Annotated in this window: 13 protein-coding genes and 1 pseudogene; 8 read left to right on the top strand and 6 right to left on the bottom strand. The window is 56.2% G+C overall.

Translation table 11 applies throughout. The features are described 5' to 3' along the window. Window positions 1-8 precede the first annotated feature (8 nt). The 6 genes and pseudogenes from O3303_RS08425 (at window position 9) to O3303_RS08405 (ending at window position 12,834) form a co-directional block, all read left to right on the top strand. Window positions 9-674 carry a hypothetical protein gene (locus O3303_RS08425; RefSeq protein ID WP_269561615.1) on the top strand — a complete coding sequence of 222 codons (666 nt, stop codon included), beginning with the start codon at window positions 9-11 and terminating at the stop codon, window positions 672-674. An 88-nt stretch (window positions 675-762) separates the two neighbouring features. Next, window positions 763-1,347: a hypothetical protein gene (locus O3303_RS08420; RefSeq protein WP_269561614.1), complete on the top strand. Its 585-nt coding sequence runs from the start codon at window positions 763-765 to the stop codon at window positions 1,345-1,347. A 386-nt stretch (window positions 1,348-1,733) separates the two neighbouring features. Then, window positions 1,734-3,278 (top strand): carboxypeptidase regulatory-like domain-containing protein, encoded by a 1,545-nt coding sequence (locus O3303_RS08415; protein WP_269561613.1) that lies wholly within the window; start codon window positions 1,734-1,736, stop codon window positions 3,276-3,278. Between the two features lie 1,880 nt (window positions 3,279-5,158). Then, window positions 5,159-8,626 (top strand): T9SS type A sorting domain-containing protein, encoded by a 3,468-nt coding sequence (locus O3303_RS08410; RefSeq protein WP_269561612.1) that lies wholly within the window; start codon window positions 5,159-5,161, stop codon window positions 8,624-8,626. 182 nt (window positions 8,627-8,808) lie between these two features. Continuing rightward, window positions 8,809-9,204: pseudogene (locus tag O3303_RS21955) on the top strand (lamin tail domain-containing protein); the annotation flags it as partial. Between the two features lie 270 nt (window positions 9,205-9,474). Continuing rightward, entirely contained in the window at window positions 9,475-12,834 is a 3,360-nt protein-coding gene (locus O3303_RS08405; protein ID WP_269561611.1) for a choice-of-anchor Z repeating domain-containing protein, read from the top strand. Window positions 12,835-12,975: 141 nt separating this feature from the next. Here O3303_RS08405 and O3303_RS08400 read toward each other — a convergent pair whose 3' ends face one another. The 5 genes from O3303_RS08400 to O3303_RS08380 form a co-directional block, all read right to left on the bottom strand. After that, window positions 12,976-13,659: a hypothetical protein gene (locus O3303_RS08400; protein ID WP_269561610.1), complete on the bottom strand. Its 684-nt coding sequence runs from the start codon at window positions 13,657-13,659 to the stop codon at window positions 12,976-12,978. A 341-nt stretch (window positions 13,660-14,000) separates the two neighbouring features. Beyond that, a complete protein-coding gene (locus O3303_RS08395) occupies window positions 14,001-14,327 on the bottom strand; it encodes a HesB/IscA family protein (RefSeq protein WP_187315429.1) in 327 nt (108 codons plus the stop codon). 85 nt (window positions 14,328-14,412) lie between these two features. After that, window positions 14,413-14,823, bottom strand: a complete 411-nt coding sequence (locus tag O3303_RS08390) for a hypothetical protein (RefSeq protein WP_269561609.1) — start codon at window positions 14,821-14,823, stop codon at window positions 14,413-14,415. Window positions 14,824-14,920: 97 nt separating this feature from the next. Further along, on the bottom strand, window positions 14,921-15,337 hold the full coding sequence (iscU, locus tag O3303_RS08385; RefSeq protein WP_269561608.1) for a Fe-S cluster assembly scaffold IscU: 417 nt from the start codon (window positions 15,335-15,337) through the stop codon (window positions 14,921-14,923). Between the two features lie 99 nt (window positions 15,338-15,436). Beyond that, window positions 15,437-16,651, bottom strand: a complete 1,215-nt coding sequence (locus O3303_RS08380) for an IscS subfamily cysteine desulfurase (RefSeq protein WP_269561607.1) — start codon at window positions 16,649-16,651, stop codon at window positions 15,437-15,439. A gap of 155 nt (window positions 16,652-16,806) precedes the next feature. Between O3303_RS08380 and mce the strand changes: the two genes are divergently transcribed. Both mce and O3303_RS08370 read left to right on the top strand, forming a co-directional pair. Then, window positions 16,807-17,211 carry a methylmalonyl-CoA epimerase gene (gene mce / locus O3303_RS08375; protein ID WP_269561606.1) on the top strand — a complete coding sequence of 135 codons (405 nt, stop codon included), beginning with the start codon at window positions 16,807-16,809 and terminating at the stop codon, window positions 17,209-17,211. 91 nt (window positions 17,212-17,302) lie between these two features. Continuing rightward, window positions 17,303-17,884 (top strand): L-threonylcarbamoyladenylate synthase, encoded by a 582-nt coding sequence (locus tag O3303_RS08370; RefSeq protein WP_269561605.1) that lies wholly within the window; start codon window positions 17,303-17,305, stop codon window positions 17,882-17,884. On the opposite strand, the gene O3303_RS08365 is transcribed toward O3303_RS08370, so the two are convergent. Beyond that, window positions 17,881-18,621, bottom strand: coding sequence for a DUF2306 domain-containing protein (locus O3303_RS08365; protein WP_269561604.1), 741 nt, complete (start codon window positions 18,619-18,621; stop codon window positions 17,881-17,883). The two genes, O3303_RS08370 and O3303_RS08365, sit on opposite strands and share 4 nt — an antisense overlap. Window positions 18,622-18,677: the final 56 nt, after the last annotated feature.

Below are 18,677 nucleotides of genomic sequence, written 5' to 3'. Positions count from 1 at the left end.
TTTTCCCCATGAAAAAGATCCAACTCCTCGCCGCTGCACTCCTGATGACCGGCGCCGCTTTCGCTCAGTCTGCTCCTAATGCCCGCCCAGCGGCACAAGGCCGTGCTGCTAGCGTCCAGGCAATTCCTACCACTACTCAAATTTCTGCCACTCTTCGTAGCGCTGCTTCCGTTGACCATGACTCGTATGTAGAGCAGGTAGGACTAAATAACTATGGTGTAGTTCGTCAAACTGGCTCCAATCAATCTGCTGACATGTACCAAAATGGTACGGGCAACGATGCTTACCAGACTCAGTCTGGCAGCTCGCCTTTGAACGGTCTGAATACCGCTTATTCTAGCCAGAATGGTAGTAACAACTATGTTGACCAGGTACAGAGCGGTTGGCGTGGTGTAGCCATCGTAGAGCAAGGTGGCACTGGTGATGCCCAGAACAGCAACTACGCCGTACAAGAGCAAGTTGGCGACCTCAACTACGGCTACATTGACCAGGATAGCGACAACAACTTCGCGCACCAGAAGCAAACTAATGCTACCGGTTTGATTCTTGGTATTCCCGGCAACTTTGCTGACACGCGCCAAGGTGATGGTAGCAATGGTTCAAACAACCAGTGGAGCCAAGTTGTGCAAGATGGCAGTGGCAATGCCGCCATCGTTCGTCAGGACCACCCCTAATCGGTATTGTGTCTAACGCACAATTGGCCGGGTCTTCTCTTCTTTGTGAAGGGAGGCCCGGCCTCTTGGGCATTAAAATGACATGGCTATGAAAAAACTGTTTTTTCTGCTTTGCACAGCAAGTGTCGCAAGCCTCTGGCTGCCAGCTACTGCGCAAAGCCGTACCGACCCGGAAGATCTGCGTGTAGAGCAGCGCCTCGCCGAAACCATTGGCCTGGAGCGGCTACCCAATGCACCAAGCCAGGCCGATGCGCGCAACGTGTCGTCGTTGCTACAGATGGGCACCGGTAACCAGGGCGCTATTACGCAAAACAACACCGGCATCTTGGCCAACTCGGCTTTTGTGGAGCAGGCGGGCCTTAGCAACCAGCTCAGCTTCACCCAGACAGGAGAAGGCAACAGCGCCCGCATTACGCAGGATGGTGACCGGAACGAGCTAAACGTAAACCTAACCGGCGACAAAAACGAAATGAAGCTGGTGCAGGATGGTGACGACAACAAGATCAACAGCACCGTTGTAGGTGACAGCCGCAAGTATGAAGTCATGCAGGTAGGCAACAACCATACACTCAACCAGCTGGAATCGACACCCTTGGCACCACGCGGCTACAGTGTGGAGATGCGTGGCAACGGTATCCAACTTACCATTGAGCAAGGTAGGGTACTGCCATAAGCTTCACAGTAGATATGGTAAAATGCTGATGGCAACCTGGTTATGATCAATAACCAGGTTGCCATTTTTTGAATTCTACTATTTTTGAATTAAATTCTGAATTTTTAAAATTATTCTTACATTTATTGATCCGATGATACGGCCATTCTGCTAATAATATGTTCTCAGTCATTACATAGATAGTTGGTCTGAATAAACCTTAACATTCATACACCTACTGTGTCTGCCCGGCATACTATACATAGGTTATGTTTATTTAAAACAGTGATTTACAGCATATAATGCTATTTGTAGTGGTTTTGCTGCCAGATGCCTGAACAAGATGCCCTACTGAATCACTGGCCTGTACCTACCCTGAACTCTCCCACCTTAGCCTGCCTTAAGCCATGAAAGCACTTGTTACCTACCGAACACCACTAGTGTGGATTATCCAGTGTCTATTAATAGTAAGCGCCCTGTTTGCCGGGGGGTGTAAAGAAGATACAGTAGAACCTACACTGTATGGGGCTGTAGAAGGAGTAGTAATAGATGGGGCAACTAATCTGCCACTTGCAAATGTATCCATCACTACCAACCCTGCCACCAGCTCCTATACTACGGATGCCGCTGGCAATTTTTCCATCCCGGACGTACCGGTTGGCGCGCTGGCTGTGACGGCGCGTAAGGCAGATTATCGCCAGGAAGTAGCAAACGTATATGTCAGCGAAAACCAGACTTTACCCATTTCGCTAACGCTGAGCAAAGCTACTACTGCCAACAGCCGGCCCAATCCGCCATCCAAGCCCCGGCCCACCGATGGTGCAACCGCCCAGCCAGTGGAATTAACGCTTCGCTGGAAGGTCTCGGACCCCGATAAAGTCGATTCGGTGCTGTACAGCGACGTAACACTGTTTGAAAGCAATTCCACCGACCGCCGCCAACTCCTGACCAATTCCACTGACAGCAGTGTGGTGGCTAGTGGCCTGAAATTTAATACAACCTATTACTGGCAAGTAACGGTGCGCGACAAAGCCGGTGAGCTTGTCCGTGGGGATGTATGGAGCTTCCGCACTCGGGAAGTCCCCGATAATGCGTTCCTGTATGTGCGGCAGGTAGGGGGCAATACAGATATCTACTCATCGGATGCTACTGGCGCCAACTTGGTTCGGCTTACCAATTCTCCTTTTGTGGAAGCCTCCCCTCGCCTTAGCCCATTACTCGATAAGGTGGCCTATACTTCCAATGCCTCCGGCCAGTACCGGCTCTACACCATGAACCGCGACGGCTCCGATCAGCGCCTGATTTCGCCGCTGCCAGTGGAAGGATACAACAACTTTGGGGTGGCCTATTGCTGGTCGCCGGATGGTGCGCAGCTGCTGTTTGCCAACAACGACAAACTCTGGCGCATCAACCGCGACGGCTCTGGCCTGTTGTTGCTGGCTACGGCACCCAGCGGCCGCAATTTCCGCGAATGCGACTGGAACGGCCAGATCAACCGGATTGTGATACAAACGGTAGGGGCCAGCATCTACGATTCTGAGATTTATCTTCTCGATGCTAATGGTACGAACCTTACGCAACTGGTCGGTAACTTACCCGGACGGCTGGATTCACCGTCCTTCAACCTGCTAGGTACTAAAGTGATGTATACGCGCGATTTAAGTGCTTATATGGATCCGACCGGGCGGCAATTGGATGCCCAGATCTTTGTCCAGAATCTGGATGGTACTGGCGTTGCGTCTCTATCTGCTGTACAGGTAAGTGGTGGGGGAGGGGGCAAACCTGTAGGTACCAACGATATTTACCCTCGCTTCAGTGGCAACGGCGCGAAAGTGGTTTTCGTGAACGCAAGCAATGTCAACCAATCAGTGCCGGAGGTATGGCAGATGGACTTGACGGGTAACAATCGCGCCCGTTTGTTTCAAAATGCGACACAGCCCGACGCCCGGTAGTTGTAGGCGCTCATTTGCATAAAATGTTCATTTAGTCCACTGTCCCGATAAGGACAGTGGATTTTTTTGTGACATCTTAAGGGCTCTAGCAACTCCAGCAAGCCGGCCAGCTGCAACGACGTGACGCCCCGATACACGGCCAGCGGGGGTAAAATTGTGTTTGTACAGGTACTCAACGTCAACCAATCGGTGCCAGAAGTCTGGCAGGTAGATCTGGATGGCCGCAACCGGGCGCGCCTCTTTCAAAACGCTAGTCAGCCGGAAGCAAAAAACTAGTCACTTCTGTTCAGGAAAACCCTGGTTGGGCCTACTACATATTATACAGGTGGTGGGCCCCGTTTTTTTGTGCAAAGCATAGAATATTGTAGCCAGTACAGCTACTCGCCAGTAATACCGATGCTATTAGCTGGGTTTTTCTCTGCTTCTGTGGAGACGCACTTGATGGGGCGAACTATTGAGCGGCACTGCCTTCAAGCACTGTAGTAGCAGGTTCGAGGCTTGCGAAACAAGGCGTCACGCTTATTGAAGGCCAACTCCACGCGGAGTTAAATTGGTACAGTGGCAGATAGGAGAGGCTGCCTGTGTAGGTTTCGAAGACTCCAGTCAGCTTATCGGTAGTGCCAGCGTGGAGCCTGTACATCCAATGCCTCCGGCCAAACCCTGCTACATACGATGAACTGTGACGGCTCCGACCAACGCCTGATTTCACCTCTGCCGGTGGAAGGCTGCAGCAATCTATCGGCTACTGTTGGTTGCTAGATGGCACTCAGTTGCTGTTTGCTAACAACGATAAACTCTGACGTATCAACCGTGACAGTTCCGGCCTGATGTTGCTGACTGCTGCCCCGCTCCGCTAGGACACAGTTGTCGGGAATGCGACAGGAAGGCAAACAAATGCGAAGATATTCTTCCAGAATCTGGACAAGGCTAGTGGTAGCTCTCTTTCATCTGTACAGTGTTGTGGAAGTGGAGGCGGAAAGCATCCCGGCTTCAACGATATTTTCTGCGTTTTAGCGGCAATGGAGCCAAGGTTACTTTCGTTCAGGTCAGTAGTGCTAACCAGCAGGTGCCGGAAGTCTGGCAAACGGAGCTATCAGGTAGTAACCGCACCACATTGTTTCAAAATGAGACACATCCTGACGACAAGTAGCTGACGCCATTTAAACTTTGTATAGTGACCATATGGCCCATCGTCCTGCAAAGACGATGGATCTATTATTTGTGGTCTTGGTTATATCCTGTTTATGAAAACTGAATAGTGTCAAATTGAGACTTGGATTCAGCCAATCATTAATTATATCCAAAGGATAATATCTTAGGAGAATCGCAGGTATTCTATGTGGGCCATAGTTCTGCTTCCATAGTGGATGACCACAACTCAATCCGCCAGCCGGAGCTTACTATAGGGGCTTACGACTTGTTGTGAGTAAGAGTAAACGGGTCTGAAATAAAGTGAGAACCGTATAAAATACAGAGTTATAGGATAGGTAATATGCTGATTTATAAATGGTAAAAAATATTATTATTCAGTGTGTGATATTCGAAAGTGCTGCGTTATCCAGAAAATAGCCGCAAATTTGCAACGGCAACTTAGTATGTCAAATGACCAATATTTGATATTGTAGAAACTGATTACTGCGTGTGCCAGCCATGCAGATAAAGAGTTAAAATGGTGCTTGTTGGCATGAAATATGGTTGGCGTTCTTGCAAAAAACGGCATCCCCCACTTTTTAATGCCCTTAAAATAGTTTAATAAGATGTAAGAAACGTGGTAATCTTTGTACCTGTTTTTGCGTACCAACCCTCGACACTGGTGCAGCTAAATGCTGCTTTTCTTCTTTCCTCACCTCCTTTTTGAAACGCTTACTTTTCCTATACATATGAACAACTCTTACCTGCGTAACACACGCTGGACTTTGAGGCCCTTCCGCCAGCTGCTTCTGCTGCTGGCATTAGCATTGCCAGGCCTGTCCCATGCCCAGAACTTTACCGAAACCTTCGGTACTGCGGTGCCTTTCGAAACACCAGCGAATGCTGATGCCAATGGCCGGTTGGATAACTCGGCCGCATTTGCGTTTAGCGGCGCGTCGATTGTGTCGCCTGCCAATGGTTTTTCTACTGACCAATACACATTTACGAATGCCGTTGGTACTTCGCAGGGGGCATCGGGCGGAGCCAGTATTCTGTTTGGCCGCGAAAACCCGACTAATACTGTGCAGGTGCAGAATGCTGCCACATACAACCTGACAATTGGCAACATCAACACTACCAGCCTGAGCAGCCGCCAGCGTATCTCGTTTGGCCTGCGTATCCCGGCTGCTGGTCTGGCAGGGGATATTGTGCTGGAAGCGCGTGATGGCAATGTAGGTGGGTCAACATTCCAGAACATTCCTTTTACGTTCCCTACCCTGGGGGCTACTGCAGATTGGTATCTAATTAGCACGACAGCTGCGCTGCCCAGCACCAGCAACCTCATCGTTCGTTTCCGCAAACCTGGTGGTATCAGCACTCGGCAGTATCGTCTTGATGACGTAACGTTCCGGGCATTCCAGCCGTCGCTGGTGGTTAGCATCAGCAGCCAGTTGTTTCCAAACACGGCCGTAAATCAGCGCTCAATACCTCGTACGCTCACTGTTACAGGTAACGACCTGCTGGGCGACGCTACGGTAACGGCTCCGGCCGGATACCTGCTGCGTCTGACGGGTTCTTCCGATCCGTACGAGCAGACTGCTGCTGTTACGCCAAATGCCAATGGCAACGCCTCGGCCCAGTTCGACGTGATTTTCGCGCCGACGTTTGCATCTGCTCCCGGCCCGTATCCACAAACCATCCAAGCCGACATTACAGTGACCAGCACTGGTGCTACTGCTGCTGCGGTTACGGTTTCCGGCAATGCTACGGCCCCCCAGCCCATCCTAACTGCGAACCCAACTTCGCTGGCGTTCGGCTCACAGGCTGTGGGTACCAGTTCGGCTGCTCAATCGTTCCAGTTGACGGGTCAGGATCTGTCCGGCAACGTGACGGTATCGGCTCCGGTTGGCTACGAAATCCGGGTGAATGGCCAGGCTTTCTCACCCAATCCTTTTACTCTGGTGCCTGTCAACGGTGCCATCAACCAGTCGGTAGATGTGCGCTTTGTGCCTGGTACAACGGGTGCGATTACGGGCAACGTGGTAGCTACCGGCAACGGCGCTGCTACGGCCTCGGTAGCCGTAAGCGGATCGGGTGCTCCGGCTCCGGTTACGCCAACGATCAACGCTTCGCCGCTGGCGCTGGAGTTCGGAACGGTTACTAACAGCGGTTCGGCTCAGACGCAGACCTTTACTGTGAGTGCCACCAACCTGAGCGGCCCGCTGACGCTGACTGCCTCGAACGGCAACATTCAGTTCCGCAACATTACGAACAGTGCCGGCAGCTTTACCAGCGGCCCGCTCGATATCCAGCCGAATGCTTCCGGCAACATCACCAACCAGACGATTGAAGTACAGTTGGTGCCAACGGTAGCTCAGGGTAATTTCTCGGGCACTATCGCCCTCACCAGCACGGGGGCCACTCAGGTAGACGTTGCGGTTTCAGGAACTAATACCAGCGGTGCGATTTCTGATATCTCGGTAACAGATGCTATTTTGCGCGAATTCAGCACGTCGCCGGCTACGCCTTCTGCTATTCAGTCTTACCGGATTTCGGCCGACAATCTGTTGCAGGACCTGACGATTTTGGCTCCGCAGTTCTTCCAGGTTTCGCTGTCGGCTGATCCAGCCGCTCCAGGTGGCTTCAACTCGCTGGGTACTGCCACTGGCAACTCCCTGACGCTGCCTCGGGTTCAGGGCTCGCCTACTCCTTCGCTCAACGGCGATATTGACCAGACGACCATTTATGTGCGCTACTTCCCGCCTGCTGCCCAGACTAACCGGGGCCAGGTAATCTCTAACAGCAGTGCGCCGGCCCGTACGCAGTTTGTATCTGTAAATGGTTCGAGCGAGCCGGAACTGAACGTACGCGGATCCTTCGCGCCGGTGATCAACCAGGTAAAAGGCACCCCGTCGGCCACGCAGACGCTTGTGCTGCAGGGAGCCCGCCTGAATAACAGCGTGACGCTGCGGATGGAAAACGACCCGGATGCGCCTAGCACGCCTAACCCGCTCAACCCTACTCGTACACCACAGTTCCAGATGTCGCTGACAGCTGATTTTTCGGACATTGGTACTGCTGCTAACCCTACGGGCTTCCAGCTGACGCTGACGCCCAATGCCCAGGACAGCTTGGCCCGCGTGCCCCTGTACGTGCGCTATGCTCCTACCCGTGTAGGCCAAGCCTTAGCCGATATTCTGTTCCGTACGCCCGACATCAACGGCAACGTTGAGTTCAACCGGGTGCCCAACGCTCGTTTGCAGGGCCGCGCCATTGACGTGGAGCCTACACGCCAGTCGGCCGCAACGGTGACACGCTCGGCTGATGGCCGTAGTGTAACCATCAACTTCACGCAGGAAGATGGCTCGGCTTTCCCCGGCAACCCGGAAGCCGCTGGCTTCGGTGAGAACCGCCTGATTATCGCTAGCCTGAATCCTACCCTGGGGCCTGCTTCTTTCCCGCAGGATGCTACTCCGTATCAACCTGGCGCTAACGTTTATGGACAGGGCTCGAATATCAACGGTAATTTTGTGGTATTCATTAGCTCGGGTACTGTCGCCACAATTACAGGACTCGACCCGAATACACAGTACTACTTCTTCGGCTTCGAGAACAACAATGATCAGACCCCCGGTGCTGAAAACTACAAGACGCCAAACCTGCCCATCAACGTGCAGCTGCCGCTGCCAGTGGAGTTGAAGAGCTTCACGGCTCAGCTCCGCAATGGCCAAGTGAACCTGAACTGGGTAACGGCTTCGGAGAAGAACAACAAAGGCTTCGAGGTGCAGCGCAGTCAGGACGCCCGCGAGTTCTCGACCATCCTGTTCAAGCAGGGCAACGGTACTACCAGCGCCCGCAGCAACTACGACGCTGTAGATGCCCGCCCCCTGGCTGGCCTGAGCTACTACCGCCTGAAGCAGATCGACACCGACGGCCAGTTCTCGTACTCGCCAGTGGTGACGGTGAAGAGCGCCGGTCTCACCGAGGCTAGCTTCTACCCCAACCCAACCTCGGGCAAGCTGACGGTGGCCCTGCCCCAGGCTACTACCGCCGAGGGCCTGCGCGTTCGTATCTCCGACCTGACCGGCCGGGTGCTGCGCGAGCAGACCCTGCCCGTAACCGGTGAGCTCGACCTGACCACCCTGCCCGCCGGCACCTACGTGGTGACGGTAGGCACCGGCGACCAGCAGGTGACCCGCAAAGTGGTAAAGAACTAAGCCACTGGCGCGGCCCCCGCCGCTCCGCTTCAAAGGAAAGCCTCCCGCACATGCGGGAGGCTTTCTTTATGGCCGAATCTATAATGATTCCTTAATATGTAGTATGTTGTACTACGCCTTGAATAACTTGTATCTTTGGGGTTGCTGATCCTCTCTTGCTACATCTTCCACCTTCGTTGCACATGGTTACACCGTCTACTCGTTCGTTTGCCGCCTGCTCTGGTCCCGTCTGGCGGGTGTTGTTCGTTTTGCTGTTACTACTGAGCCCAGTAGTAGGGTGGGGGCAGGTAGTTATTAGCCAAGTTTATGGCGCAGGAGGTAATAGTGGAGCTACATATAGGCAAGATTACGTTGAACTGTTTAACAAGGGAACATCATCTGTTTCGCTAAGTGGTTATTCATTGGCCTATTTCTCCGCTACCGGAGGATCAGGAGGAAGCGTATCATTGAGCGGTTCAATTCAGGCTGGTAGGTATTATCTAATTCAGCTAGCGGGTGCAACTTCAGGCTTTACAGCGTTGCCTACACCCGACCAGACTAGCCCAGCAAGTAGCACGGGCAGTGTGAACATGTCTGGGACGAATGGTAGAGTTGATTTATTAAATGGTGCTACTCGAGTTGATAGAGTAGGATTTGGAACGGCTAGCACATTTGAAGGGCTAGGAGCTGCACCAGCTCCTTCAGCAACAAATGCGACGTTTCGCAAAACAAACGGTTGCCAAGATACAGACGATAATAGTGCTGATTTTATAGCACAAAGTGCCGCGCCTCGAAACTCTTCTGCTGCAAGTTTCACCTGTACTTCAGTACCTGCCACAATCACTACCGGCACAGTCAACCCAAATCCAGTGGTAGCTGGGAGCAATCTGACGGTAAACTTTAGTACGACCGGCACCTTCAATAACGGCAACACGTTCAGCGCTGTATTGTCAGATGCGGCTGGTACTTCCTTCACAACGGCTCTTACTATCGTTTCTTCTACGGCTACCAGCCTGACCGTAACTATTCCGGCTAACACCGTAGCTGGTACCACCTACAAGGTGCGTGTTGATGGCTCCAATCCGATTACGACGGGCACACCATCCGGCAATTTTGAAGTCACGGCTCCTACTGCCACCCCAACTCTCACCGCCAATCCCACTGCCCTCACCGGTTTCACCTACGTGGAAGGGTTTGGGCCCTCGGCGACCCAGATCTACCGCCTCACGGGCAACAACCTGCCCGCCAACTCCACCGTGACCGTTACGGCTCCTACCAACTACGAGGTGTCGCAGGACAATGCCACGTTCGGGAGCGGCTTCACCGTAAGCAACTTTTCGGCAACTGATGTGTACGTGCGTCTGAAGGGCGGGCTGCCGGTGGATACTTACAACAACGAGCTGGTAGTGAATACCGGCGGCGGGGCTGCCCAGCTGGATGTACCGCTGAGTGGCAGCGTCACGCCCCCGAATCCGGTGCCGGCCATCAGTAGCCTGTCGCCGAATACGGCCGTGGCCGGAAGCGGCAACTTCACGCTTACCGTCAATGGGACGGGCTTCATCAGCGGCTCTACGGTCAGCTTCAACGGCACCAACCGCGTTACCACGTTCGTGTCGGCCACGCGCCTGACGGCCGCCATCTTGGCCGCCGATATTGCCACGGCCGGCACCTACGATGTGGTAGTGACCAATGCTGCGCCGGGCGGCGGAGCTTCGGCTGCCGCGTCATTTACTGTTACGGCGCCAGTCGCTACCCTTACGGCCACGCAGTCTTCGCTGAGCTTCAGCGCACAGGTTGGCACCACTTCCACCGCACAATCCTACACTCTCAACGGTAGTAATCTGCCTGCTTCAAGCACGGTAACTATTACGGCTCCGGCTGCCTTCGAACTATCAGTAACGTCGGCCACAGCCGGTTTTGCCGGCAGCCAAACGGCTACCACCACGGCTGCTGGTTCCCTGAGTCGGCAGGTATGGGTACGGTTTGTAGCCCCAGCCTCGCCCGGCACCACCGGCCCGGCCGATGTTACCAACGTTGTTGGCAGCACCAGCGTGGCGGTAGCCGTTACCGGCAATGCCACAGCAGCTCCCGCGGCCAGTACGTACACATGGTCAGCAACAGGAGGAACGGGCAACTGGAGCAGCTCCAGTAGCTGGTCTCCGGCACGAACTGCGCCACAAACCACCGATATATTGGTGTTCGATGGCCAGGTTACGCCAACCGCCGTTGCGGGCCTGGACATGTCTCCTACCACGCAAACCATAGGGCAGCTTCGGTTTATCAACAACGTAACCGCCGACCTAACGCTGCCCAGCGGCGACCGTACCCTCATCATCAGCGGCAACCAGCCCGGTCCAGACTTCGAAATTACCAGTGGCTCGGTGACACGCTTCCTGAACAATGCTACCACCGGAGCCCGCGACCTGATACTGGATCTGCAAAGCGGCCAGACAGGTCTGGTCGCCGGCCGGTTGGAGTTTGACGGCAACGTTTCGCGGAGTGGCGCTCATCGGCTGGTGGCTCGGGGAGCCAATGCCGTAGAATTCACGAGTACCGGCTATTTCCGGGCGGGCACGTACTTCTCGGGTAACCCGTTTGGCACAAACACTGCTTCGGCCAGTGCGGTGGTGTTCCGTAGCGGGGCTACGTTTGAGCAAAATGGTGGAGCCAACCCTTTCGGCCTCACTGCGCCGGCGTCCGTTGTTGTGTTTGAGAGTGGCAGCCGCTACTACATCAATGGCCTGACTACTGCCACCAGCTTCAATGGCCGGACTTTCCCCATCTTGGAAATTCGGCAGCCAGCCGGCAACAATACTCTGGCAAACCTGACGGGTGGCTCGGGTATAGCCATTCTCAACGACCTGATTGTGCAGAGCGGTAACGTGGGGATGAACTTCGGCTCTACCAGTATTGGGGGCAACATTACCGTCAATGGTGGCCAATTAACCTTCGACAATGGCAATGAGGTAATCTTCAATGGTACTACGCCTCAGATCATTAACGGAACGGGCACTAACCCGGTGCTGGTGGGCCCCACTGATTTCTTCACGCTGATTCGCGTTTCAAATCCGGCGGGCCTAACCATCGCCTACCCCGTGGTATCAGACGGTGACCTGGATTTTGATGGAGGAAAAATCACTACTTCCTACATAGCTGGTAGCACTCCCGCCCGAAGCACGCTGCAGATTAATGAGTTGACTGTGACTACCGGCAGCAGCAATACAGCATTTGTGGATGGCCCACTTTCCTGCCTGATAGAAGCAGGAGGTAACACGAACGTTACGTTGTCGATTGGCAAAGGCAGCGCGTTTCGGCCAATACGTTTGCAGATATCCGCTCAGGGCAATGATGTTATCTACACAGCGGAGCAGATAAACATGGCTCCTGCTAGCCCGGTATTGCTAGGTGACTTGCGGCGAGTATCCCGCATACGATACTACTCTATCGTCCCGAACGTAATTCCGACGGCATTCTCCGGTAATATTACCCTAAGCTTTGGCACCGATGACCAAGTAACGGACCCCACAGCTACTTCGCTGGTAGTGGCCAAGAACAACGGCAGCGGTTGGGAAAACATTGGTCACTCGACCGCAACTGGTACCGCTGATGCGGGCAACTTTGTGCCCGGCACCCTTACGTCCGGCACTTTCACTTCGTTCAGTGACTTCGCCCTGGCCAGCACCGACCCCGACGTGACCAACAACCCGCTGCCCGTGGAGCTGATCCGCTTTACGGCCCAGCGGCAGACCAACGCCGTGCGCCTGGACTGGGCTACGGCTTCCGAGCAGAATAACGCCCGCTTCGAAGTGCAGCGCTCCGCCGATGGCGCGCAGTTCCGCACATTGGCCACCGTAGCCGGCCAGGGTACCACCGCCCAGCGCCACACCTACTCCGCCCTCGACCGGCAACCGCTGCCCGGCACGGCCTACTACCGCCTCCGCCAGGTGGATACCAACGGTCAGGCGTCGTTCTCGCCGGTGGTGGCCGTAGCAGCTGGCAAGGAGCTGTCACTCTATCCCAACCCAGCGCACACGGAGCTGCAGGTGGTAGCGCCCGCTCCGGAGGCTACCTACCGCGTGCTGAGCACCATCGGTGCCGTGATGCTGGAGGGCAAAACCAGCACGGGTACGGCCACACTGAACGTGGCTGCGCTGCCGGCCGGCCTCTACCATCTGGAGGTCACGACGGCCGCCGGCCGTGTGATGCGCAAGTTCACCAGGCAGGACTAACCGTTCAGAAGCGTTGGCAACCGCGCTTGCCAACGCTTCTTGGTAAGGTAAAAAGCCCCTTCCACTGCGGTGGAAGGGGCTTTTTGTTATGACGGGCAGGCCCCTTTTGCGGCGTAGCTCGCACCGGCTACGTTTTCCGGTTTACTGTTTGGTCGCTTCGTCCGGGCCTTGCTGGCCGCCGCGCTTCACCACGCGGGCCGCGGCTTTGTAGGCGTTCCAGAAGTCGGGCGCATCGGGTGCGTATACGGCCAGCAAATCGGTGAGGCGCTGCACCAGACGGCCGTTTTCCTTGATGAGGCGCTCCAGACCCTGGCGGCCGGTAGCGCCGGCCGTATCGTTGAGGCGGCCTTCGGTGGCAGCGGCCCGAAACTCCTGAAGCAGTTTCTGGGCCTGCTGGTAATGCTCGGGCAGGAAGCGCCGCTTGGCCAAGGCCGCGCTGCGTTCTGGTGCCAGACTCAGGAGGCGGCGGGCTTCTTCGGCAAACGAGGTTTCAGTCAGTTTGGAAAGCGCGCCGGGCTGCCCGGCCAAAGCCTGCAGGCGCAGGTCGTTGGTAGCAGTACCCAGGGCTTTAATGCCCACCACCAAGCGCTTGAGCAGTCCCGAAAGCTGGTTGCGGATACCACGCTTCCGGTCGGGGTTGCGGTCAGAATCGGCTGTCAGTACCTGCTCCGACAGGGCCTGCGCCTGCTCCAGGCTGCGGGCCAACTGCTCGCGGGGGCCGGCTACGTCTTCTTCCAGATCGGCATACTGGGTCTTTTTTTCCTGCAGAAACGCCAGCAGCGTGGTGTCGCGGCGTAGGCGGGCCTCAATCAAATCGTTTTGCATGAGATAGGGGGTAAGATTTGAACAGAAAAAAGATACTGCTAAATCTGTAGCAGGCCAGTTCAGCCGGATAGCAGCAGGTAGGCGGCGCGTTCCGGCATGCAGCCGCGACACCGCACGCCCAGCTTTCGAATTTCCGTATCGGGCCAACGTATTTCCGACTATGTGGGCGCCACCGCACGCCCAACTTTTGAATTTCCGTATCGGGCCAACGTATTTCTGGCTATGCACCTGCCACCGCAGCTCCAATTCTGGCGTTTTTGCGCTTAGGCTAATACAAACGGGCTCCATCCTGAAGGATGAAGCCCGTTTGTATTGGCCTAAGCGTACAGCAATAAGAACGATTATACCGAGAAACTCTCGCCACAACCGCAGGTGCGGGAGGCGTTGGGGTTGTCGAAGTAGAAGCCCTTGCCGTTGAGACCATCGGAGAAGTCCAGTTCGGTGCCAGCCAAGTAGAGGAAGCTTTTCATGTCTACCACTACCCGTACACCTTTGTCCTCAAACTCCTGGTCCATGTGCTTCACCTCGTTGTCGAAGTCGAGCTTATAGCTCAGGCCCGAGCAGCCGCCGCCGGCCACCGATGCCCGCAGGCGGTAGGTAGCGTCCAGCTCCGCGTCGCGCATGAGGCTTTCTACTTTCGCTTTAGCTTTTTCAGAAACGGTAATCATGGCGTTGGTACTTGGTATGGAGTGCTTGAACAGCCGGAAAAGCGGCCGCTACGCTACGGTGCCGCGTTATGGTGGCCACGTATTGCTACGAAGAAGGATTCAATACAACACTGAACACGGTAATTGTGTTCAGGTCACGGCCGAAGTACAGCTTATCCAGCGCTTCGTAAGCATTGTGGGCCCGGAAGTAGGACGTCTGCAGCTCCCTGTCGCCGCGGGCGCGCCACTGCAGCGTGAAGGAGCTTTCCTCGTCGCGGTAACGCTGCACGTAGGCCAGCATCCGGCGCAGGGCGTCCAGCTTGTCGTAGCCGGTTTCGTAGCGAAACAGGAAGCTCTGCTGGTGCCGTGGGTTGACGGTAATCAGGTCCAGGCGGGTCTGCCCGTCCAGCTGCCGGAACTCAAACAGCAGGTTGCCCGGGCCCAGCCCCAGATAGTCCTCTATCTGTCGCTGAATCCGGGCACTTTCTAGGTGTACGTCAGAAGAAGTAACGTCCATCGGGTAAATTGCTGAATGGCTGACTTGTTGAAGGACTGTCTCGTACTGTTTCACAGAACAGACAGTCCTTCAACAAGTCAGCCATTCAATAATTCAATTAATGGTGCGACTTGGCCATTTCCAGCTCCGGCATACCGTTTTTGGCGCGGTAGTCGTTGATGGCGGACTTGATGGCGTCTTCGGCCAGTACCGAGCAGTGGATTTTCACGGGCGGCAATGCCAGCTCTTCCACAATCTCCATGTTGTCGATAGCCAGAGCCTCGTCCACGGTCTTGCCTTTCAGCCACTCTGTCGCCAACGACGACGAAGCAATGGCCGAGCCGCAACCGAAGGTTTTGAATTTGGCGTCAGTGATGGTGTTGGTGGTTTCGTCTACCTCGATCTGCAGACGCATTACGTCGCCGCACTCAGGCGCGCCTACCAGGCCGGTGCCTACGTTTTTCTTGCTCTTGTCCAGCGTGCCCACATTGCGGGGGTTGCTGTAATGGTCGATTACTTTATCGGAGTAAGCCATGGCTTTTGTTGTTAGTTGTTAGTTGTTAGGTATTAGTTGTCAGTGAGTAGTTATTGGTCATTCCTGACAACCAACAACTGTCAACTGAAAACTAAACGATTAATGTTCGGCCCACTCAATTTTGTCGAGGTCGATGCCTTCCTTGAACATCTCCCACAAGGGCGACATTTCGCGGAGCTTGGTCACGGCTTCTTTTACGTGGTTGATGGCATAATCTATTTGCTCATCGGTGGTGAAGCGGCTCAGGCCGAAGCGCAGCGAGCTGTGAGCGAGGTCGTCGCTCAGACCCAGGGCTTTTAGCACGTAGGAGGGCTCCAGCGAAGCCGATGTGCAGGCCGAGCCCGACGATACCGCCAGATCCTTCACACCCATCATCAGGCCTTCGCCTTCTACGTATTTAAAGCTGATGTTAGCCACGTGCGGCAGACGGCGCTCGCGCGAGCCGTTTACGTAGCTTTCTTCCAGCGTCAGCAACTCTTTCTCCAGCCGGTCGCGCATGGCGCTGAGGCGGGCCGTGTCGGCAGCCATTTCCAGCTTGGCCAACTCGCAGGCTTTGCCCAGGCCTACAATGCCGGGTACGTTGAGCGTGCCGGAGCGCATGCCGCGCTCGTGGCCGCCGCCGTCCATCTGGGCCGTCACCTTCACCCGCGGGTTCTTGCGACGAACGTAGAGTGCGCCTACGCCTTTGGGGCCGTACATTTTGTGAGCCGTGAAGGCCATCAGGTCGATGCCGTCGGCAATAACGTCTACCGGAATCTTACCTACAGCCTGGGTGCCGTCGGTCATGAACAGCGCACCGTGCTTGTGGGCAATGGTGGCAATCTCGCGGATGGGCTGAATGGTGCCCGTCTCATTGTTGCCGTACATGATGGCCACCAGAATGGTTTCCGGCGTCATGGCGGCTTCGAGCTCATCGAGGCTGATTAGGCCTTCGGAGTCAACGGGCAGGTAGGTTACCTTGCCGCCCAGCTTCTCGATGTGCTTGCAGGTATCGAGTACTGCTTTGTGCTCGGTGGTGGTGGTGATGACGTGGTTGCCCTTCTGAGCATACATCTCAAACACGCCCTTAATGGCCAGGTTGTCGGATTCAGTGGCGCCGGAGGTGAAAATAATCTCCTTGGGGTCGCAGTTGATCAGGCCGGCAATCTGGTCGCGGGCGTAGTCGACACCTTCCTCAGCCGCCCAGCCGAAAGGGTGGTTGCGGGAGGCTGCATTGCCGAATACCTCTGTCAGGTACGGCATCATCGCCTCCAAAACGCGCGGATCGAGGGGCGTGGTGGCGTTGTTGTCGAGGTAAATAGGTAGCTTGAGCATGGCTCGGGGTCTGGTTTCAGCGGAGAATCTTTCGCAGGTAGAACACAAAAACCGGTAAACAGGTTTTCTTTTCTTCCCACATTTGCATCTGCAAAAGTAGAACAAATCCAAACAAGCCCCGCTATCCGGCGGCGGCACTTTTCGACTCCCTCCCCATGCTCGTCAATCTCGAACATATAGGCCTAGCCGTACCTGATCTGGAAGCGGCCACTACGCTGTACACCGCACTGCTCGGCCAGGAACCGTACAAGCGCGAGCATGTGGCGTCCGAGGCGGTGGATACGGTGTTTTTTCAGGTGGGGGGCTCGAAGATAGAGCTGCTGGCCGGCACCTCGCCCGACAGCGCCATCACGCGTTTCCTGGAGAAAAAGCCGGCCGGTATTCACCACGTGGCGTTTGAGGTAGATGATATCGAAGCCGAAATGGCGCGGCTGCGGCAGGAGGGCTTCACGCTGCTCAACGAGGCCCCCAAGCGCGGCGCCGACAACAAGCTGGTGTGCTTCGTACATCCCAAATCGGCCGGCGGCGTGCTGGTAGAGCTCTGCCAGACCATCAAATAGTAATGGGCATTAGGGCTTAGGAATTTCTGAACTCCTGATGCATGTTCCAAGCCCTAAGCCCTGCGTTCTAATTCCTGACAGCACAACTTCTATGAACACCCGATTTCTCCGTGAAGAAGTAGACGCCGCTGTGGATGCGCTGCTGATGCAGCAGGTTATTCTGTATCCGACCGACACGGTGTGGGGCCTGGGCTGTGACGCCGAGCTGCCGCGGGCCGTGGAGAAAATCTACCAGCTCAAGAATCGCCCCGCCAATAAGGCCTGCATTGTGCTGGTGGCCGATGAGCACATGTTTGCCCGCTACGCCGCCGTGGTGCCGCCCAATCTGCCGGAGTTGCTGGCCACCCAGCAGCGGCCTACCACCTACGTGGTGCCTGGCAGCCCGCACCTGGCGCCCAACCTGCTGGCCCCGGATGGTACCATCGGCCTGCGGGTGGTGCTCGATGACGAGTTCTGCCGGCTGGTGGTGCGGCGGCTGGGCCACGGGCTGGTGTCTACCTCGGCCAACCTGAGTGGCGAGCCGACGCCTGCCCTGTACGCGGAAATAGACCCGGCCTTGGTGCGCAAAGCCGACTACGTGGCCTACTGGCGCCAGGACGACACCACGCGCGCTGCACCTTCGCGGGTGGTGCGGGTGCTGCCCGATGGCAGCCTGGAAGTGCTGCGCGACTAACCCACGCCCGGCGCTCCCTGCCCGGCCTGACGGCCGGCCAGCCGGGCGCGGTAGTAGCGCACGGTGCGGCTAATCAGGACGCTGCCGACGATGGTGGGCGCCACCCAGGTGGCAGTGCCCAGCCAGGTGGGCGCATCGGCGGGCAGTACCCGGCCCATGTTCACGACCAGAAACGCCGTGAAGGCCGAGATGTAGGAGCCGCCCAGGCGCGCGAGGTGGCGCAGTATCCAGGGCTCCGCTTGTTCGGCCGGCCGGGGAAACAGGCTTTGGCGCGCATCCAAGCCGGCAAACAGGCAGATCAGGGCGCCGAAGAAGGCGAACAGCACGGCCTGCAGCCACAAACCTACTCCCACCATCAGCACGCCCACCAGCAAGGCCGCAATGGCCAGCAGCTGGTCGGGGCGGGGCAGCAGGGCGCTGCGGCGGCGGGCAGCGCGCCAGCCGCTGAAGCTGAGGTAGAAGCTCAGCATGGCAATGCCCGTCAGGAAAAGCCGGCTCAGCGTCAGGGGCTGCAGCAGGCAGAGTCCCACAGCCGTCAGGGCCACGGCCATCATGCAGTAGACGTAGAGGCGGCCGGCCCGCACGTGCCAGGTGCCGCCTTTGCGGCCCAGCATCGGCACCAGGCCGGCCAGCAGGGCCACGGTGCCGGCCGCAATGTGCAGGCCCAGCAGCAGGCGCACGGGCAGGGCCGAAGCGGGAAGGGAAAACAGGGGGGTGGCGAGCAGGAAGGCAGACATGGCAGTAAGAGGCTGAAAACGAATAGTTAAAGCTGCTGTTTTGCGGCCTGCCTGCC

Source organism: Hymenobacter canadensis (assembly GCF_027359925.1).
Taxonomy (GTDB): Bacteria; Bacteroidota; Bacteroidia; order Cytophagales; family Hymenobacteraceae; genus Hymenobacter; species Hymenobacter canadensis.
The sequence above is the reverse complement of the archived record's forward strand: the minus strand, read 5'-3'. Positions and strand labels throughout refer to the sequence as shown.